This window comes from Haloarchaeobius pelagicus (genome assembly GCF_051207375.1).
In the GTDB taxonomy this organism is placed as follows: Archaea; Halobacteriota; Halobacteria; order Halobacteriales; family Natrialbaceae; genus Haloarchaeobius.
In genome coordinates, this window is the sequence record NZ_JBPJZD010000002.1 from 159556 (window position 1) to 175569 (window position 16014).

Annotated in this window: 16 protein-coding genes and 1 pseudogene; 9 read left to right on the top strand and 8 right to left on the bottom strand. The window is 64.8% G+C overall.

Going from position 1 to position 16014, the window contains the following annotated elements; genetic code table 11:
• Positions 1-107 precede the first annotated feature (107 nt).
• The 4 genes from ACSC1S_RS13295 to ACSC1S_RS13310 are packed head-to-tail and all read left to right on the top strand — an operon-like array spanning position 108 to position 2849.
• Positions 108-1307 (top strand): hypothetical protein, encoded by a 1200-nt coding sequence (locus ACSC1S_RS13295; RefSeq protein WP_435364742.1) that lies wholly within the window; start codon positions 108-110, stop codon positions 1305-1307.
• Positions 1308-1367: 60 nt separating this feature from the next.
• Positions 1368-1736 carry a hypothetical protein gene (locus ACSC1S_RS13300; protein ID WP_435364743.1) on the top strand — a complete coding sequence of 123 codons (369 nt, stop codon included), beginning with the start codon at positions 1368-1370 and terminating at the stop codon, positions 1734-1736.
• A 24-nt stretch (positions 1737-1760) separates the two neighbouring features.
• A complete protein-coding gene (locus ACSC1S_RS13305) occupies positions 1761-2564 on the top strand; it encodes a ParB N-terminal domain-containing protein (protein ID WP_435364744.1) in 804 nt (267 codons plus the stop codon).
• Positions 2565-2618: 54 nt separating this feature from the next.
• Positions 2619-2849 (top strand): hypothetical protein, encoded by a 231-nt coding sequence (locus ACSC1S_RS13310; RefSeq protein ID WP_435364745.1) that lies wholly within the window; start codon positions 2619-2621, stop codon positions 2847-2849.
• Positions 2850-2860: 11 nt separating this feature from the next.
• Here ACSC1S_RS13310 and ACSC1S_RS13315 read toward each other — a convergent pair whose 3' ends face one another.
• From ACSC1S_RS13315 to ACSC1S_RS13335, 5 genes are read right to left on the bottom strand one after another with little or no spacing between them, the layout of a single operon-like run.
• Entirely contained in the window at positions 2861-3934 is a 1074-nt protein-coding gene (locus ACSC1S_RS13315; protein WP_435364746.1) for an ABC transporter ATP-binding protein, read from the bottom strand.
• Positions 3927-5117, bottom strand: a complete 1191-nt coding sequence (locus ACSC1S_RS13320) for an ABC transporter ATP-binding protein (protein ID WP_435319331.1) — start codon at positions 5115-5117, stop codon at positions 3927-3929. The genes ACSC1S_RS13315 and ACSC1S_RS13320 overlap by 8 nt, the downstream gene beginning before the upstream one ends.
• Positions 5117-6223: an ABC transporter permease gene (locus ACSC1S_RS13325; RefSeq protein ID WP_435364747.1), complete on the bottom strand. Its 1107-nt coding sequence runs from the start codon at positions 6221-6223 to the stop codon at positions 5117-5119. The genes ACSC1S_RS13320 and ACSC1S_RS13325 overlap by 1 nt, the downstream gene beginning before the upstream one ends.
• Positions 6223-7221 (bottom strand): ABC transporter permease, encoded by a 999-nt coding sequence (locus ACSC1S_RS13330; RefSeq protein WP_435364748.1) that lies wholly within the window; start codon positions 7219-7221, stop codon positions 6223-6225. Before ACSC1S_RS13330 ends, ACSC1S_RS13325 begins: the two co-directional genes overlap by 1 nt.
• Positions 7222-7231: 10 nt before the next feature.
• Positions 7232-8794, bottom strand: coding sequence for an ABC transporter substrate-binding protein (locus ACSC1S_RS13335; RefSeq protein WP_435364749.1), 1563 nt, complete (start codon positions 8792-8794; stop codon positions 7232-7234).
• Between the two features lie 176 nt (positions 8795-8970).
• On the opposite strand from ACSC1S_RS13335, the pseudogene ACSC1S_RS13340 reads away from it, so the two are divergent.
• Positions 8971-9351, top strand: a pseudogene (locus tag ACSC1S_RS13340) (M14 family metallopeptidase); the annotation flags it as partial.
• A gap of 493 nt (positions 9352-9844) precedes the next feature.
• On the top strand, positions 9845-10633 hold the full coding sequence (locus ACSC1S_RS13345; RefSeq protein WP_435364750.1) for a M14 family metallopeptidase: 789 nt from the start codon (positions 9845-9847) through the stop codon (positions 10631-10633).
• 20 nt (positions 10634-10653) lie between these two features.
• Here the strand turns inward: ACSC1S_RS13345 and ACSC1S_RS13350 are convergent, their stop codons facing one another.
• The 3 genes from ACSC1S_RS13350 to ACSC1S_RS13360 are packed head-to-tail and all read right to left on the bottom strand — an operon-like array spanning position 10654 to position 11967.
• Complete coding sequence (locus ACSC1S_RS13350) at positions 10654-10986, bottom strand: hypothetical protein (protein ID WP_435364751.1); 333 nt, start codon at positions 10984-10986, stop codon at positions 10654-10656.
• Positions 10987-11032: 46 nt separating this feature from the next.
• Positions 11033-11308: a hypothetical protein gene (locus ACSC1S_RS13355; RefSeq protein WP_435364752.1), complete on the bottom strand. Its 276-nt coding sequence runs from the start codon at positions 11306-11308 to the stop codon at positions 11033-11035.
• 53 nt (positions 11309-11361) lie between these two features.
• A complete protein-coding gene (locus ACSC1S_RS13360) occupies positions 11362-11967 on the bottom strand; it encodes an alpha/beta hydrolase (RefSeq protein ID WP_435364753.1) in 606 nt (201 codons plus the stop codon).
• A 54-nt stretch (positions 11968-12021) separates the two neighbouring features.
• Between ACSC1S_RS13360 and ACSC1S_RS13365 the strand changes: the two genes are divergently transcribed.
• From ACSC1S_RS13365 to ACSC1S_RS13375, 3 genes are all read left to right on the top strand, one after another.
• Positions 12022-12909 carry a PspA/IM30 family protein gene (locus ACSC1S_RS13365; RefSeq protein WP_435364754.1) on the top strand — a complete coding sequence of 296 codons (888 nt, stop codon included), beginning with the start codon at positions 12022-12024 and terminating at the stop codon, positions 12907-12909.
• A gap of 126 nt (positions 12910-13035) precedes the next feature.
• The gene (locus ACSC1S_RS13370) at positions 13036-14505 is read left to right on the top strand and encodes an ATPase domain-containing protein (RefSeq protein WP_435364755.1); all 1470 of its coding nucleotides are present in this window, start codon (positions 13036-13038) and stop codon (positions 14503-14505) included.
• Positions 14505-15989 carry a sensor histidine kinase gene (locus ACSC1S_RS13375; protein WP_435364756.1) on the top strand — a complete coding sequence of 495 codons (1485 nt, stop codon included), beginning with the start codon at positions 14505-14507 and terminating at the stop codon, positions 15987-15989. The genes ACSC1S_RS13370 and ACSC1S_RS13375 overlap by 1 nt, the downstream gene beginning before the upstream one ends.
• The last annotated feature ends 25 nt before the right edge of the window (positions 15990-16014 follow it).

Sequence of the window (16014 nt, forward strand, 5' to 3'; positions counted from 1 at the left end):
TGAATAGATATGTCAAGGAACAATATCCGAGAACTTTCGAACATGGGCGTCGACGATTTATAAAGAACTTGAGTGGCCTTGGTCTCTCTTCGACCACTTTAGAATTCATGTCGAAGGAGGATCTCGTCCAGCTCACCGACAACCCCGAGGAGGAAGTCCCATATGCTAAACTGATGAAGCACAAGTACCCTGAAAAGGTACGAGCCGGGGCGCCCCCAGCACGTGAGGCGGAGTTCGATACCGTTTCCCGTGACCACTGGGTCCAAGTGGAAGCAGCTCACGACGCTGCAGCGACGGTCGCAAGTCGAATTGCAGAACAAGTCAGCTCGAAGAAAGGCTTGAACACCGCCGTCAAGACTGTCGTAGATGGACATCGACGGAAGAGAGTGGTAGCACTACAACACGTCACAACGGTTAAAGGAGTACAGACCGAGAACGGTCTCCTCGAGAAGGAACAAAAACCAACAGTATCCTTCGAGGGACTCAAAGAGTTGGCACCAGCAAGCGTTAATGGACAAGCGGGAAGTGGTAAGAAGCCACGAACGTCGTGGGAAGTTGAAAACATCCCTGTGATTGTTGAATCCCGTTCACGAGTGCAAACGGGTGGTTGCAAGCGGTATTTCTACAACGAAGACTACGGGTCGAATATTCCGGGAGGGTGCCGGATAGAACCTGGTGGCGACCAATGGGGTTCCCGGGCAGGGACATTCTGTACGCCTGCCTACAACGACAGTGCTGGAGAGAGACAGATGGTTACCTGTGGACACGTCTTACATGACGAAGGAAGCACGTATGACAAAATCTATCAACCGACGAATGACGGCTTCAACCCTCAAGGTTTCACTCACGAATACGTTGATGATAACAACGGCAATAGAGATGCAGGGTTAGTCGAGCCTGACAACAATCATGAAGGGTGGGAATTGTTCAAGTACGAGCTTGCTGAAAAGGATAATCATTACATTGAGGGTCGTCTGAACTGGTCGACGATAAAATACTATGAAGGCAACACTTCATACGACCTCACGAAACAAGGAGCGAGAAGAGGCACCAACACGGGTCACATCACTAGTACGAGTGAAGGCAACGCTCTGAATAGTGCCAATCAGTTCTACATGGGTGCTCCTGGTGGTGGTGGAGACTCTGGCGGTCCAATATTCAAAGAGTATGATGGCTGTACTGATTGCACACGAGTATACATCGCTGGTGTAAACGCATGGTCGACTGACGGGGCAGATTGCAGCGACGATAATTCAGGCGGAAATGCGATGGAGTGGGTGGAGGACTACTTCGGGGTCACAGTGTAATCCTGGAACCCAGGTACCCAAGCACACAAAGTATTTAATTACATCAGAAGATTTTAAGTTATGAAGTTGACAAATACAATTAAATTAACAGCTATCGTAGTAGTGGTGATTTCCTCGGGTTGCATCGGAGCGATACAAAACAGTAGTAGTGGAAGTGGGGATCCAGGAACGTTGATGGTAACTGTTGAGGAAAGTCCACCAGCAGATGTAAAAATCGTTTCGGCATCGGACGAAGGGCTCACTGACATCCCAGTCCTTCGAGAGGCGTTCGAAGAAGCAAGCAATCGAAACAGCACGAGCGTGGGGTTAACAGCCGAAGAACAACAAAGGGTTGACCAAGCAATAAAAGGGATACCGAACAAAGGCGGGAGGTATTACGTCAAGTACAACGGAACAGTCCTCTCGTTCGTTATCGCATACGACGACTGAGGACACTGCACTACCCTGAAACCGATGCTCCCCCGTGAACTCTGCTCACCGACGGTCCTCCGCCAGGGCACTGCCGACTCCCTCGCAGCTTCGGTCCGGCTCGCCATCGCCGACCGGGTCCGGACCCGGTTGCTCCGCGACCCACCCATCCCCATCGCCGACCAGTTTCGGCTCTACACCCGGCTCCACGGTCTCCGGAACCGACTCCGGTACGACGTTCCGACAGAACCCTGGGCCTTCATCCACGTCGACCCCACCGACATCCAGCGATTCACCACCGGCCTCGAACTCCCCTGGGGCCTCGGCCGGGTGCAGGGCGGCGACTGGGACCGCGACCGCCACTGCCACCCCATCCGCGAGACCGCCAAGTACCGGTGCTTCGTCCAGCGGTTCGAGGAGGGGCGCGACTGGGCGGAGACCGAGTACTACGCGGACGTGAAAGCCCGGTTCGACGCGGACGGGAACCCCCGTGGCTACCCCGACTTCGAGACGTTCGTGGAGGAACGACTGGCCGACGTGGACGAGCTCGCCCGGTCCATCGAGGACGACGGGTGGCGGCGAAACGCCAGTCGAGACCACGAAACACCGGACTGGACCAGCTACGCCAGCAGCCTCGACCCACTGGTGGCGATCGGCAGGGACGGCGAGATTCTCTGGTACGAAGGGTATACGAGATTCATGCTGGCCGATGTTCTGGGTGTCAACGAAATTCCTGTGCTCGTCCTCTGCCGCCACGAACAGTGGCAGGCGAGACGTGAGCGCGTCGCCACCGACGGTTCTCCGGACTCCGACCATCCCGACTGTCGATTCGGTCCATGGCCCAAATAGGACCCTGAACAATTAGGACCGAAGCTTATGCACCTTGCTACCGAACCACGTAGCATGCCGACCGTCCGTGCGGATTCACACAGAGGAAGAGTGTGCGGCGCACTCACCACAGACGACTGGAAGGACTGCCACGACGTGGCGCGAGAGACCAAGTACTCCGCAGAGAGCGCCTCGAGCGTACTCGCCGACGTGAATCGGGCAGGGTACGTCGACCGGAAGCGAGTCGGTGAGGACTACGGCGTCGAGTTCGAGTATCGCCTGAAAGAGACCGTCAGAGTGCAGTAGCCGAGGCCGGCTCAGTCGTCGCCCTGCGCAACCGTTTCTTCTGCGACCGATTCCTCCGCGTGCGAGAGCGGTTCGCTCTCCCAGTAGTCGTGGTCGCCGTCGAGTCGGAAGCACGTCGCTTCGTGCTGGGGCCCGTGCTCGTGGGCCGGTGGGGACTCCGCCTTGCACGCCTCGGTGGCGTACGGGCACCGGGTGTGGAACCGGCAACCCGAGGGCGGGTTCCGCGGCGAGGGAACGTCACCCTCCAGCACGTCGCCACGGCGGCCGTACTCCTCGACCGAGGGTCGTGGAACGCTCTCGAGCAGCGCCTGCGTGTAGGGATGCTGCGGGTTCTCGAATATCTCGTCGACCGGGCCGGTCTCGACGATCTCGCCGAGGTACATCACGGCCACGCGGTCGGAGATGTGCCGGACCACGGAGAGGTCGTGGGCGACGAACAGGTACGTCAGCCCGAACTCGTCCTGCAGGTCGCCGAGCAGGTTGAGCACCTGCGCCTGCACGGAGACGTCCAGCGCGGACACCGGCTCGTCGAGCACGATGAACTCGGGGTCGAGCGCGATGGCGCGGGCGATGCCGATGCGCTGGCGCTGGCCCCCGGAGAACTCGTGGGGGTATCGGTCGATCTGACTCGCCGAGAGGCCGACGCGTTCGAGCAGTTCCGCGGCGCGCACCTGGCGCTCCTCGCGGTCCGCGATACCGTGGATGCGCAGGCTCTCGGTGACGATCTCGCCGATGGTCATCCGCGGATCGAGGCTGGAGAACGGGTCCTGGAAGACGATCTGGGCGTTCCGGCGGAACGCCTTCAGTTCCGCCTTGTCCATCTCGAAGACGTTCTCGCCGTCGAACTCGACGGTGCCGCCGGTGGCCTCGCGGAGCCGGAGGACGGTCTCGCTGGTCGTGGACTTCCCACAGCCGGACTCGCCGACGAGCCCGAGCGTCTCGCCCTCCTGGACCTCGAAGGAGACCCCGTCGACGGCCTTGACGCTCTGTGCCTCGTTGCCGAGCAGGCTGTCGATGAGGGTGTCGTTCTCGTAGTAGTACTTCTCCAGGTCGGTCACGCGCAGCAGTGGCTCGCTCTTACTCATCGGTCTCACCTCGCTCGAAGTAGTCGTCGGGCAGCGCCTGCGCGGGGTCGTACTCGCCGTCGGCGAGCACACACCGCGCGACGTGGTCCGGGTCGTCCCCGACCTGTCGATGCTCGGGCCGGGAGAGACAGGACTCCATCGCCTTCGGACAGCGGTCGGCGAAGTAACACCGGTCGCCCATCTCGCTGTCGAGCAGGCTCGGGACGTTCCCCTCGATGGGGTCCAGACGCGGTTCGGGGTCGTCGAGGTCCGGCAGCGACCCGAGCAGCCCCTGCGTGTAGGGGTGGGTCGGGCTGTCGAAGACGGCCTCGAGCGACCCGCGTTCGACGACCTCGCCCGCGTACATGACCGCGACGCGCTCGCACATGCGGGCGACGACGCCGAGGTCGTGCGTGATGAGCACGATGCTCATCCCGCGCTCCTCCTGGATATCGCGCAGGAGGTCCAGAATCTGGGCCTGGATGGTCACGTCGAGCGCGGTCGTCGGCTCGTCCGCGATGAGCACGTCCGGCTCGCCGGCGAGTGCCTGCGCGACCATCGCGCGCTGGAGCATCCCGCCGGAGAACTCGTGGGGGTGCTGGTCGGCGCGCTCGGCCGCGTCGGGGATGCCGACCTGGTCGAGCAGTTCGACCGCCCGCGCGTGGCTCTCCTCGCTGGTGTACGACCGGTCCGGCAGGAAGCTGTCGACGATGAGGTTCCCGAGGCCGTAACCCTGGGTCCGCGACCGCGTCTTCCGGGGATTGGCGGTGGTGCGGCGCTGGACCTCGACCGCCTCGGCGATCTGCTCGCCGACCGTGAGCGACGGGTTGAAACTCGACATCGGGTCCTGGAAGATGGTGCTGAACGTCGGCCCGCGCAGGGAGCGACGGACACCCTTCGGGAGCGTCCGGAGATCGACGAAGTCGCCGTCGACCGCGGCGTCTTTCGACCGGAACTCCTCGGCGAGTTCGGCGTCGCGCAGCCACACCGACCCGTCGGTCACCCGGCCCGGTGACTCCACCAGGTCGATGACCGACAGCGCGGTGACCGATTTGCCAGACCCGGACTCGCCGACGATGCCCAGTATCTCGTTCTCGCGAACGTCGAACGACACCGACTCGCAGGCGTTGACCTGCCCCTCCTCCGTGAAGAAGCGCGTCGAGAGGTCCTCGACGCGGAGCAGGTCCTCGTGTGCTCGGCTCATCAGACACCACCCTCCCCTTCGATGCCGGGGTCGAGGGCGTCCCTGAGCCAGTCACCGACGAGGTTCAGCCCGACGACGGTGATGACGATGGCCAGCCCGGGCATGGCGGCGATCCACCACGCCGTGGTCTGGTACTCGCGCCCCAGGGCGATGTCGAAGCCCCAGGAGACGTTCGCGGCCGAGAAGCCGAGGAACGACAGTGCGCTCTCCAGCAGGATGATGGCCGCGACCTGGATGGTCGCCAGCACGAGGATAGGCGTCACGGCGTTGGGCAGGATGTGCCGGAGCAGGATGGTCGCGTCGCTCGCGCCCATCGAGCGGGCCGCCTTGACGTAGGACTCCTCGCGCAGGCTGAGTGCCTCCCCGCGGGCGACGCGGGCGAACCACACCCAGTTGACGAGCGCGACGACCACGATGACCGTTCCCGGCAGTATCGTCTGCGTCGGCATCGGCCCGGGGAGCCCGATTGCATCGCGGAAGATGCCGACGAGCCCAAGCTGGACGAACGGGTCCGGGATGGCGAGTTTCGCCTGTCCCCAGACCCCCACCAGCGCGATGGCCAGCACGAGCGACGGGAACGCGAGCATCACGTCGGCCGCACGCATCAGGGCGTCGTCGACCTTGCCGCGGTAGTACCCCGCGGAGAGGCCGACCGTGACGCCGATGAGCGTGGCGAGTGACGTCCCGAGGACGCCGACGAGCAGCGACACCCTCGCCCCGTATATCAGCCGGGAGAGGATGTCACGACCGTTCCCGTCGGTCCCCAGTGGGTGGTCCCACGAGGCGTTGTTGTAGACGGTCCGCGTCTCGGTCACGATCTCGCCGTCCTCGAAGACGACGCTCCCGTTCTCCTTGACCTGGACCTCCTGGACCGACTTCTCGGAGAAGCCGACGGGCGGCAAGCGCGACTCCTCGAGGTTCTGCTTGGTCGGCCGGTCGGGCGCGACGAACGGTGCGAACACCGCGACGCACACGACGAGCACGACGATGGCGATGCCGATCTTCGCCAGCTCGTTCCGGGCGAGTTCCTTCTTCAGGTTCCTGACGGTCCGTGGAGAGAGCGTCAGGCCACGCAACAGCTTCAGTAGTGAATCGAGAGATACCATCAGTCGAATCCCACCCGGGGGTTGATGTACGCGTACAGCGTGTCGACCGCGATGTTCACGACGACGAAGCCGACGGCGATGACGATGAGCGAGCCCTGCACCATCGGCCAGTCACGGGCCCGGATGCTGCCGATGAGCAGCTGGCCGAGCCCCGGCCAGTCGAAGACGGACTCCGTGATGACCGCCCCACCGATGAGCGAGCCGAGCTGGAGCCCGACCACGGTGACGATGGGGATGAGCGTGTTCCGCAGGACGTGCCGGTAGCGCACCAGCACCTCCGGGAGCCCCTTCGCCCGCGAGGCACGGACGTACGACTTCCCGAGCTCGTCGAGCATGCCGCTGCGGGTGAGCCGCGTGATGAGCGCCGTGAAGTACGTCCCCAGCGTGATGGCGGGGAGCGTGATGTAGCTCAGCCACGTGACGAACCCGTTGATCGCCGCCCCGAGCTGGCCGGTGAGCAGGAGCCCGACGACCCCCGGGAAGCCGATTCCCCGCTGGCTCGTCGGGAACACGTCCAGCTGGACGGCGAAGACGATGACGAGCATCACGCCGAGCCAGAAGTTCGGCGTCGAGATGCCACCCAGCGAGAACAGCGTCGCGAGGTAGTCCGGTGGCTCGTGCCGCCGGGTCGCACTGACGACGCCGAGCGGAATCGCGAGCACGACCGCGACGATGGTCGCCGCGATGGCGAGTTCGAGCGTCGCCGGCAGCGTCCGCATCACACGTGACGTGACCGCGGTGTTGTTCGTCAGGGACGTGCCGAGGTCGCCGAACGGAATGCCCGCGAGGAACTCCAGGTACTGGATGTGGATGGGCTTGTCCAGCCCGAGCTCGCGGATGACCTGCTGGCGGACCTCGGGCGCGACGTCGGGCGGGAGCAGGACGTTCGCCGGGTTCCCGGGCGCGATGACCCGGAGCCCGAAGACGACCGTCACGACTCCCCAGACGACGACGAGCCCTTGCAGTGTTCGTTTTGTCAGAAAACGGACGAGGGACATGGTGGTTCTACTATTCGTTCTTGCTCATCGCGTAGGCGTCGATGCGCTCGTCGGAGCGGGGCTCCCAGTCGATACGGTCCGCGACACCGTAGACGCTGAACTGACGGTTCAGGAAGATCCACGGGGCCTCGTCGTGTGCGAGGGCGTTCGCATCCTGCAGCGTGCTCGTCCGGGCGTCGCCGGTCTGGTTGGACGCCTGCTCCAGCAGCGAGTCGAACTCGTCGTTGCTCCAGGTGGTGAGCGCGCCGTCGCTGGCGAGCAGTGCCTGCATGACGAGGGCACCCTCGAACGTCGCCTCACCCCAGCCGATGAGGTACCACTTCGGCTTGTCCTCGATGTTCCCGGTGAGGAGCTCGTCCACGAGCGACCCGAAGTCGCGCTGTTTGACCGTCGCGGAGACGTTCGACAGCTCGTCGATGTAGCCCGCGACCGCCTGGGCGATCTCGAGGTCCTTGAGGTAGCGCCCCGAGGGCGTGTGGAGTTCGATCTCCGCGCCCGCGTGGCCGCTGGCCTCGACGAGCGCCTCGGCCTCCTCCGGGTCGTACGGGTACGGCTCGACGTCGGGGTTGTGCCCGACGAAGTTCTCCAGGGTCGGCTGTCCGGTCTGGGCACCGAAGCCGCCGAGGACGTTCGAGACGATGCTCTCGAGGTCGATGGCGTAGTTCAGCGCCTGCCGGAACTCCGTGGAGGAGAACGGCTCGACGTCGTACCGCAGCGCGTTGTAGATGATACGCGTACTCGGCGAGGCCTTGACGGACGTGCCGTCGTTGTTCTCGACCTCCGAGACCTGCTGGGGCGGGACGTTGACGATGACGTCGGTCTCGCCCGCGACGAGCTGGTTGACACGCGTACTGGACTCGGTGGCCGCCTTGAACGTCAGCTGGGAGACCTCGGCGGGGTCGTTCCAGTACTCCTCGTTACGGACGAGGACGACCTCCTGGTCCTCGGTGTAGGTGTCGAGCTTGAACGGGCCGGTTCCGTTCATGTCCTGTGCGATCTCCTGCTTCGAGCGCTCCTCGATCCAGGACTTCTGGACGATGTCGCAGTAGGTCGCGAACTCGGAGAAGACGATGGGGTTGACGCCGTCCGTGTTGACGGTGATCTTCCCGTCGCCGGCCTCGGCACCGGTGACACCCGCCAGCTGGTCGCTCTGCGGGCTGGCGAAGCCGACGTCCTCCTTGACGATACGGTTGATGCTGTAGGCGGCGTCCTCGGCGGTGAAGTCGTCGCCGTTGTGGAACGTCGCGTCCGTCCGGAGTTCGAACTCGACGGCGGGCTCGCCGTCGACGCGGGAGAAGCCGGTCGCGAGTGCGTTGACCATCTTCCCGTCGGCGTCGCGAGTGAGCAGGCCCTCGTAGGCGTGCAGCATCACGACGTCTGTCGGGGTCTCACGGTGGTCGTGCGGGTCGAGACCCGAGGGCATGTTGCCCTGGGTGACGGTGACTTCGAAGTCACCCAGGGACTCGTCGTCCCCGCCTCCGAGACCGCCGATACAGCCTGCTGCAGAAGCGGCGACCGCAGTCGCGCCCGCATATTTCAAGAATCCACGCCGGTCGGTAGTGCGTTCTGGCATAGGCCGGTACTACCCAACACGTCCATATAAATCCCACTACCCATGCGCACGAATCACAAGGCAACTAATCGTAAATTAAAGATATCAGACCGTGTATCCCGGGATCTACCGACCGGAATCACCGGAGCGGGAATCGAAGGACACAGTATAAGTTTGGCGCGTCCCAGCCTCGTCCCATGCGCGTCATCTCGCTCGGGGAGGGTGAGCCGGAGCTCGCGGTCGTCGTCTGCATCCACGGCGACGAGCTGTGTGGCAAGCACGCCGTCGAGCGGTTCCTGGCGGACGACCCCACGATACACGAACCGGTGAAGTTCGTCGTCGCCAACGAGGCGGCAGTCGACGCGGGCCGTCGGTACGTCGACGAGGACCTCAACCGGACGTTCCCGGGCGACCCCGACGCCGACACCCACGAGGGGCGACTCGCTGCCGAGCTCCTCGACGAACTCGCCGGCCTGCGCGTCCTCGACCTGCACTCGACGCTCTCGATGGCCGAGCCGTTCGCGCTCTACCAGCGCGCGACCCCGGAGACGTTCCACGTCCTCCAGCGAGCCGGCATCGACCGTGCCGTCGACATCAGCCACGTCCCGGGTGGGCTGGTGGGGTATCTCGACGGGGTCGCCGTCGAGTGCGGCATCAGGGGGAGCGACGCGGCCACCGAGAACGCCGAACGCATCCTCCGGGGCTTCCTCGCGGGGAACGGCGTCATCGACGCCGAGTTCTCGCTGGCCGACCCGGAGGTGTTCTCGGTCACCGAGCGCGTCGAGGGCACCGAGTACGAGTTCATCGCCGAGAACTTCGTGCGCGTGCCCGCCGGCGAGGTGTTCGCCCGCCGTCACGACGGGGAGCTCACGGCTCCCGAGGCGTTCTACCCCGTCCTCATGTCGACCGACGGGTACGACGATATCGTCGGGTTCGGCGCACGGCGGCTCGGCCGCCTCTCCGAGCTGGACCACTGATTCACTCCGCGAATCGACAGCAAACGCGGGGGAAGCCGTGCCCTGACGGGGCGAATCGTATCGTTTTTGCACTCTGCGGCGCTGGTTTCACCTGATGTTGGTCGAACAGTTGGGCGAGGGCGAGCCGGAGCTCGCCGTCGTCGCGGGTATCCACGGGGACGAACCGTGTGGCGTGCGGGCCATCGAGCGTCTCATCGACGAGCAGCCGCCGGTCCGTCGCCCCGTCAAACTGATCGTTGCGAACGAGGAGGCGCTGGAAGCGGGCGTCCGCTTCCTCGAAGAGGACATGAACCGGACGTTCCCGGGCGACCCCGACGCCGACACCCACGAGGGGCGACTCGCCGCCGCGGTGTACGCCGAGGTCGAGGACTGCCTCACCTTCTCCATCCACTCCACGCGCTCGCACGCCGACCCCTTCGCCGTCTACGACAGGATGACCGAGTACGTCCGTGAGATCATCCCCCGGCTCCCGGTCGCCGCCGTGGTGGAGACCGGCGACTCCGTCCATGGCCGGCTGACGACCGCGGTCGACGTCATCGAGGTGGAAGCGGGACTGCAGGGGACCGACGCCGCCGCCGAGAACGCCGACCGGCTCACCCGTGCGTTCCTCACCGCGACCGGCGCGCTTCCCGGCGACGCGCCCGCGAAGCCGATTCCGCACTTCCGACTCCACGAGCGCATCCCGAAGGTGCCCGCAGAGCGCTACGAGGTGTTCGTCGAGAACTTCCAGCGGGTCGAGCCCGGGACGACGTTCGCGGCCGCCGACGGCAACGAACAGATCGCCGACGCCGAGTTCTACCCCGTGCTCCTCTCGACCGACGGCTACGAGGACGTGTTCGGCTACGCTGCGACACGACTCGGCGACCTCACCGCCGAGGCCTGAGTCAGTTGCCCGCGGGAGAATCAGTCGCTCTCGAAGACGCGTTCGCGGTCGATACTGAACTCCAGTCCTGCCTTCCCGACCCGGCGAGACGCGGGTACCTCGCGCCCGACGAGGTCGTCGAGGTCGTCCGGGCCGACGCCCATCGCGTCCAGGAACCGCTTCAGGTCACAGTTCGCCCCCCACACCGGCGGTCTGTCGAAGGTGTCGGTGAACTCGTTGCCCGACGGGAGGCCGAGGGTCACCTCGACCGTCGTCGGCGTCTCGGCGACGGAAACGATGGGAATCGAGTCCAGGTCGCGGCCGGCCGTGACGTCGGCGAGTTCGTTCACCGCGTCGTCGATGTCCTTACTCATTCCGTGAGGGTTCGGTCCCAGACCGCCTAACGGTTGTGCTGGCCGACTACAGCCGCCGGCCGAGGAGCACGAGCAGAGTGCCAAGGACGAGCAGGCCGAGGCCCGCGCCGACGAGGCGCAGGTCGAGCGTCCACGGGTGTGCGCCACAGCCGACGAAGAGCAGGTCGGTTCCCTCGATGGCGAAGCGACCCTGCCACGTGTCGAGGGCGCTGGCCCGACAGCCGACGCCGGGAGCGAACACCGCCCAGAGCGAGACGACGACGCCGACGAGGAGCGCCGACCAGCCGAGTTCGGGCGTCCATCGGCGAACGAAACCGGTCATGGGCGGCGCTTCTCGGGGACCGGCCAAAGGCGTTGCTACTGTCGGCCGCCTCGCTACCGAGCGAGGGTCGAGACGAGGAACGACCCGACCGTCTTCGCGATCTTCTCGTGCTGGCCGACGAAGTGGTGGTCCGCGCCGTAGGCGACCGTCTCGTGGCCGAGTTCGTCGGCCCGGTCGACGACCTGCTGCCAGTCCACGAGGTCGTCACGCTCGCCGTAACACACCTGGACGGGACAGTCGATGTCGTCGAGGGCGGCGACGGCGTCGAGGTCGGCCGCGAGCCGCGGCGCTGGTGCGAGCACCGACACCGCCGCGACGGGCACGTCGACGGTGGACGCCGCCAGCAGCGCCTGACAGCCACCGAAGCTGTAACCGAACAGACCGACCGTCTCGTACCGGTCGTCGGCCCACCGGAGGGCGTTCCGCACGTCCTCGCGCTCGCCGTACCCCTCGTCCCACTCGCCGTAGTCGATGCGCAGGCAGTCGATGCCGTGGTCGGTCAGGACCTCGCCGACCGCCACGAGCCGGCGGTCGCTCCGGTTCCCACCGTGCTGTGGGTGTGGGGGGCAGGCCACCACGCAGGCCGTCGCGTCGTCACCGGCTGAATCGAGTGTCGCCCGGACGTCACGTGCGCCCGGTACCAGCAGTTCGTCGGACATGTGGATACATTCGCACAGTGACGTTTTTAAGTTCGTGGGATGAAATAAACGGGTATGGGAATACTCTCGCGCGCCTCGTACGTTATCAAGTCCAAGATCAACTCGATACTGAACCGGGCCGAAGACCCGACAGAGACTCTGGACTACTCCTACGAGCAGATGCGAGACCAGCTCCAGCAGGTCAAACGCGGTATCGCGGACCTCACCACCCAGAAGAAGCGCCTGGAGATGCAGAAGCGACGCCTCGAGGAGGACGTCGAGAAGCACAACCGCCAGGCCCGTGAGGCCGTCCGCCAGGACCGCGAGGACCTCGCCCGCCGCGCCCTCGAGAAGAAGAAGACGAAGATGACCCAGATGGAGCAACTCGAGGGCCAGATCGAGCAGCTCCAGAACACGCAGGACCAGCTGCTGGAGAAGAAAGAGACCCTCCAGAGCCGCATCGAGGAGTTCCGCACGAAGAAGGAGACGATGAAGGCCCGCTACGAGGCGGCCGAGGCCAGCAACCGCGTTTCGGAGGCCATGACGGGCGTGGGCGACGAGATGGACGACGTCGGCCTCGCCATCGAGCGCGCAGAGGAACGCACCCAGGACATGGAGGCACGCGCCGCCGCCATGGACGAACTGTACGACGAGGGCGCGTTCGACGACGCCCTCAGCGACAAGGACTCCATCGACCGCGAGCTCGAAGCGCTGGGCTCCTCCAGCGAGGTCGACGCCGAACTCGACACGCTCAAGGCCGAGATGGGCAAGGGCGGCGCCGGTGGCGGCACCGGTGACACCGAGGTCGACGCCGACGTGAGCGACGAGGACGTCTCGGCAGACCTCGAGGAGCTCGAACAGGAGATGGAGGCCGCCGAGGCGGCCAAGGCCGGTGGCGACGGCAGCAGCGCGGACGTCGAGGCGGAACTGGAAGACGTCGAGGAAGAGCAGTCCGAGACGTAGCCGGCCAGGTCGGTGTGTCGCGAAGGGGCCGGGGCGTGCTTCATCTCAGGCGGCGGTTTCATCAATCTCACCTGATTTATCTGTGCTAGAAACAATCATCTCCCCTCCGCCCGTAGGTGATGTATTATGGCCGAACGGGTTCCGACGGGAATTCAAGGATTGGACGAGGTCCTCCATGGGGGGTACATCGAAAACCGGAGCTATCTGGTCAGGGGGGAGCCTGGCGTCGGGAAAACACTGCTCGGCCTGCACTTCCTGATAGAGGGCGTCGAACAGGGTGAGAACTCGCTGTTCATCAACCTCGGGGCACCCGAGGCCGACATCCGGGAGGATGCCAGGGGGCTGGGGATGGACCTCGATGGGGTCGACATCCTCGACCTGAGCCCAGCCTCTGACTTCTTCGTCGAGAACAAGATGTACGACATATTCACCAGTCCAGAGGTCGAACGTGGCGAGTTCACGGCCGTCATCTCCGACGCCGTCTCCGAGTTCAACCCGGACCGGGTGTTCGTCGACCCGTTGACGCAGTTCCGCTATCTCTCCCCCGACGAGTTCCAGTTCCGCGAGGAGGTCCTTTCGTTCCTGCAGTACCTCAAGGAGAACGACTGCACGACGCTGTTCACCTCCCAGTCCACCCACAACTTCCCCGACGACGACCTGCAGTTCATCAGCGACGGGAACATCCTGCTCTACTACGGTGAGGTGTTGCACCACGTCGAGGTGACGAAGATGCGCGGGAGCGAGTTCGAGAAGGGCCCCCAGACCGTCGAGATCGGTGACGGTGGGATGCACATCTACCCGCTGCTCAGACCCGGCCGGTTCAAACTCGACTACGAACCCGTTCCCATCCCGTCCGGCAACGAGAGACTCGACGAGATGCTCAACGGTGGGGTCGAACGCGGGACGACGACGCTCATCAGCGGCCCCACCGGGGTCGGCAAGACGACCGTGGCGATGCAGTTCCTGCTCTCCGCCGCCGAGGAACGGGGGGAGCGCGGCATCATCTATCTCTTCGAGGAGTCCGAGAACACGTTCGTCCTGCGTGCGGAGTCGCTCGGCCTGCCCATCAGACGGCTCGCGGAGGAGGGCCTCATCTCGGTCATGCAGGTCGACGCGCACGAACACTCCGCCGAGCAGTTCTCCCGGCAGGTCCGGCGCGAGGTCGAAGAGCGGGACACCAGGCACGTCCTCATCGACGGTATCGACGGGTACGTCGCCTCGATCAGCGGCGACGAGCGCGACCTCGTCGCGCGCCTGCACGCGGTGGTCGGCTACCTGCGCAACGTCGGGGTGACGACCTTCCTGACCAGCGAGATGGAGACCATCACCGGGCAGTTCCGGCCGAGTTCGCGGCGGGCGAGCTATCTCGCGGACAACATCATCTTCCTCGGCTACTTCGAGCTGGGGTCACAGATACACAGGTCCATCGGTGTGTTGAAGAAACGCGCCAGCACCTTCGACCACAGCATCCACGCGTTCACCATCGACGAGAACGGCATCCAGGTCGGTGAGGAGCTGGACAACCTGCACGGTATCCTCAGCGGGACACCGACGTGGTACGAAGAAGATATCCCGGAACTGGGTGAGCTGGACTGATGAGCCCCGTACTCTCAGAGAGCGACCAGAAGGAGGAGACGGTCGTCCTGTTGCTGGTCCATCGACGCAACCGGGAATTGCTCTCCGAGTGGCTCTCTCGTCACTTCCACGTGACGGTCCCACAGGAAGGAGAGCTCCCCAGCTCGTTCGACCTCTGCCTGTTCGACCTGGTCACCCTGCACGAGCACAAGGCCGAGCTCGAGCGGAAGAAGAAGGAGGCCGCACCCGTGTTCGTCCCGTACCTGCTGGTGATGCGTGAGCGAGAGCGCGCACGGCTCGGCGACGATATCTGGGACCTCATCGACGACCGGGTCATCATCCCGACGAGTCAGGCCGAACTCGGTGCGCGGGTGAGTACCCTGTTGACCGCCCGCTGGCAGTCCCTCGAACTGCAGGAGCTCAAGGAGCACGAGGTCGGCAAGGAGCAAGCGTTCACGGAGAGCGCCCTCCGGTCGCTGCCGGACGTCTTCTACGTGCTCGACACCGACCTGAAACTCGACCGCTGGAACGACAGACTCGCTGCCGTGACCGGTGCGAAACAGGCGGCCCTGAAAGCGACCGACCTGGCCGAGCTGGTCCGCGAGGACCACCGGGGGGCGGTGACGGACGCGTTCGAGACCGTCCTCGTCGGCGGCGGGACGGCCAGGGTCGAGGCGGTACTGGTGACCGAGAACGGTGACGAGGTCCCCTACGAGTTCACCGCGGCACGCCTCACCGACCCCGACGACGAATGCCTCGGTATCGTGGGTGTCGGCCGTGACGTGACCGACCGGGCAGTTCGTCGCGAACTGGCGCGCCAGAACGAGCGCCTCGAACGGTTCGCCAGCATCGTGAGCCACGACCTCCGGAACCCGCTGACGGTCGCGAACCTCAACCTCGACCTGGGCCGGGAAACCGGTGACGACGAGTACTTCGAGAAGGTCGAACGGGCGCTCGACCGGATGAACACCCTCATCGAGGACGTGCTCGCGCTCGCCCGGAAGGGACAGGTCGTCGGCGAGTTCGAGCCGGTCTCGCTCCGGACCGCCGCCGAGACGGCCTGGTCGAACGTCGGGACGAACGATTCGACCCTCGACATCGCCGACCAGACGATGATACTCATGGCCGACGATTCGCGGCTCCACGACCTGCTGATGAACCTGTTCCGGAACTCCATCGAGCACGGGGGCGAGGACGTGACGGTGACCATCGGCCCGATCGACGAGACCGGCTTCTACGTCGAGGACGACGGGACTGGTATCTCCGACAAGGAGAAAGAGAAGGTGTTCGAGTACGGCTACACCACCTCCGAGGAGGGCACCGGCTTCGGCCTGGCGATCGTCCGGTCCATCGCGGAGGCCCACGGCTGGACCGTCGAACTCGTCGACAGCGCCGACGGTGGCGTCCGGTTCGAGGTGACCAACGTTGAGTTCGCGGAGCCAGGGGCCCTCGGGGCGACCGCGGACGACGACGACGCGGCCGAGCCCGACGACACCGAGGAGTAAGGGCGGGCGAGTTAGCCCCCCGATT

What these genes read in the sequence shown, in the direction of transcription:
- ACSC1S_RS13335 (WP_435364749.1), bottom strand. Translation starts at nt 8,794, where the DNA reads ATGCCAGAACGCACTACCGACCGGCGTGGATTCTTGAAATATGCGGGC.
- ACSC1S_RS13350 (WP_435364751.1), bottom strand. Translation starts at nt 10,986, where the DNA reads ATGAGTAAGGACATCGACGACGCGGTGAACGAACTCGCCGACGTCACG.
- ACSC1S_RS13355 (WP_435364752.1), bottom strand. Translation starts at nt 11,308, where the DNA reads ATGACCGGTTTCGTTCGCCGATGGACGCCCGAACTCGGCTGGTCGGCG.
- ACSC1S_RS13325 (WP_435364747.1), bottom strand. Translation starts at nt 6,223, where the DNA reads ATGGTATCTCTCGATTCACTACTGAAGCTGTTGCGTGGCCTGACGCTC.
- ACSC1S_RS13360 (WP_435364753.1), bottom strand. Translation starts at nt 11,967, where the DNA reads ATGTCCGACGAACTGCTGGTACCGGGCGCACGTGACGTCCGGGCGACA.
- ACSC1S_RS13365 (WP_435364754.1), top strand. Translation starts at nt 12,022, where the DNA reads ATGGGAATACTCTCGCGCGCCTCGTACGTTATCAAGTCCAAGATCAAC.
- ACSC1S_RS13310 (WP_435364745.1), top strand. Translation starts at nt 2,619, where the DNA reads ATGCCGACCGTCCGTGCGGATTCACACAGAGGAAGAGTGTGCGGCGCA.
- ACSC1S_RS13295 (WP_435364742.1), top strand. Translation starts at nt 108, where the DNA reads ATGTCGAAGGAGGATCTCGTCCAGCTCACCGACAACCCCGAGGAGGAA.
- ACSC1S_RS13320 (WP_435319331.1), bottom strand. Translation starts at nt 5,117, where the DNA reads ATGAGCCGAGCACACGAGGACCTGCTCCGCGTCGAGGACCTCTCGACG.
- ACSC1S_RS13375 (WP_435364756.1), top strand. Translation starts at nt 14,505, where the DNA reads ATGAGCCCCGTACTCTCAGAGAGCGACCAGAAGGAGGAGACGGTCGTC.
- ACSC1S_RS13370 (WP_435364755.1), top strand. Translation starts at nt 13,036, where the DNA reads ATGGCCGAACGGGTTCCGACGGGAATTCAAGGATTGGACGAGGTCCTC.
- ACSC1S_RS13330 (WP_435364748.1), bottom strand. Translation starts at nt 7,221, where the DNA reads ATGTCCCTCGTCCGTTTTCTGACAAAACGAACACTGCAAGGGCTCGTC.
- ACSC1S_RS13305 (WP_435364744.1), top strand. Translation starts at nt 1,761, where the DNA reads ATGCTCCCCCGTGAACTCTGCTCACCGACGGTCCTCCGCCAGGGCACT.
- ACSC1S_RS13300 (WP_435364743.1), top strand. Translation starts at nt 1,368, where the DNA reads ATGAAGTTGACAAATACAATTAAATTAACAGCTATCGTAGTAGTGGTG.
- ACSC1S_RS13315 (WP_435364746.1), bottom strand. Translation starts at nt 3,934, where the DNA reads ATGAGTAAGAGCGAGCCACTGCTGCGCGTGACCGACCTGGAGAAGTAC.
- ACSC1S_RS13345 (WP_435364750.1), top strand. Translation starts at nt 9,845, where the DNA reads ATGTTGGTCGAACAGTTGGGCGAGGGCGAGCCGGAGCTCGCCGTCGTC.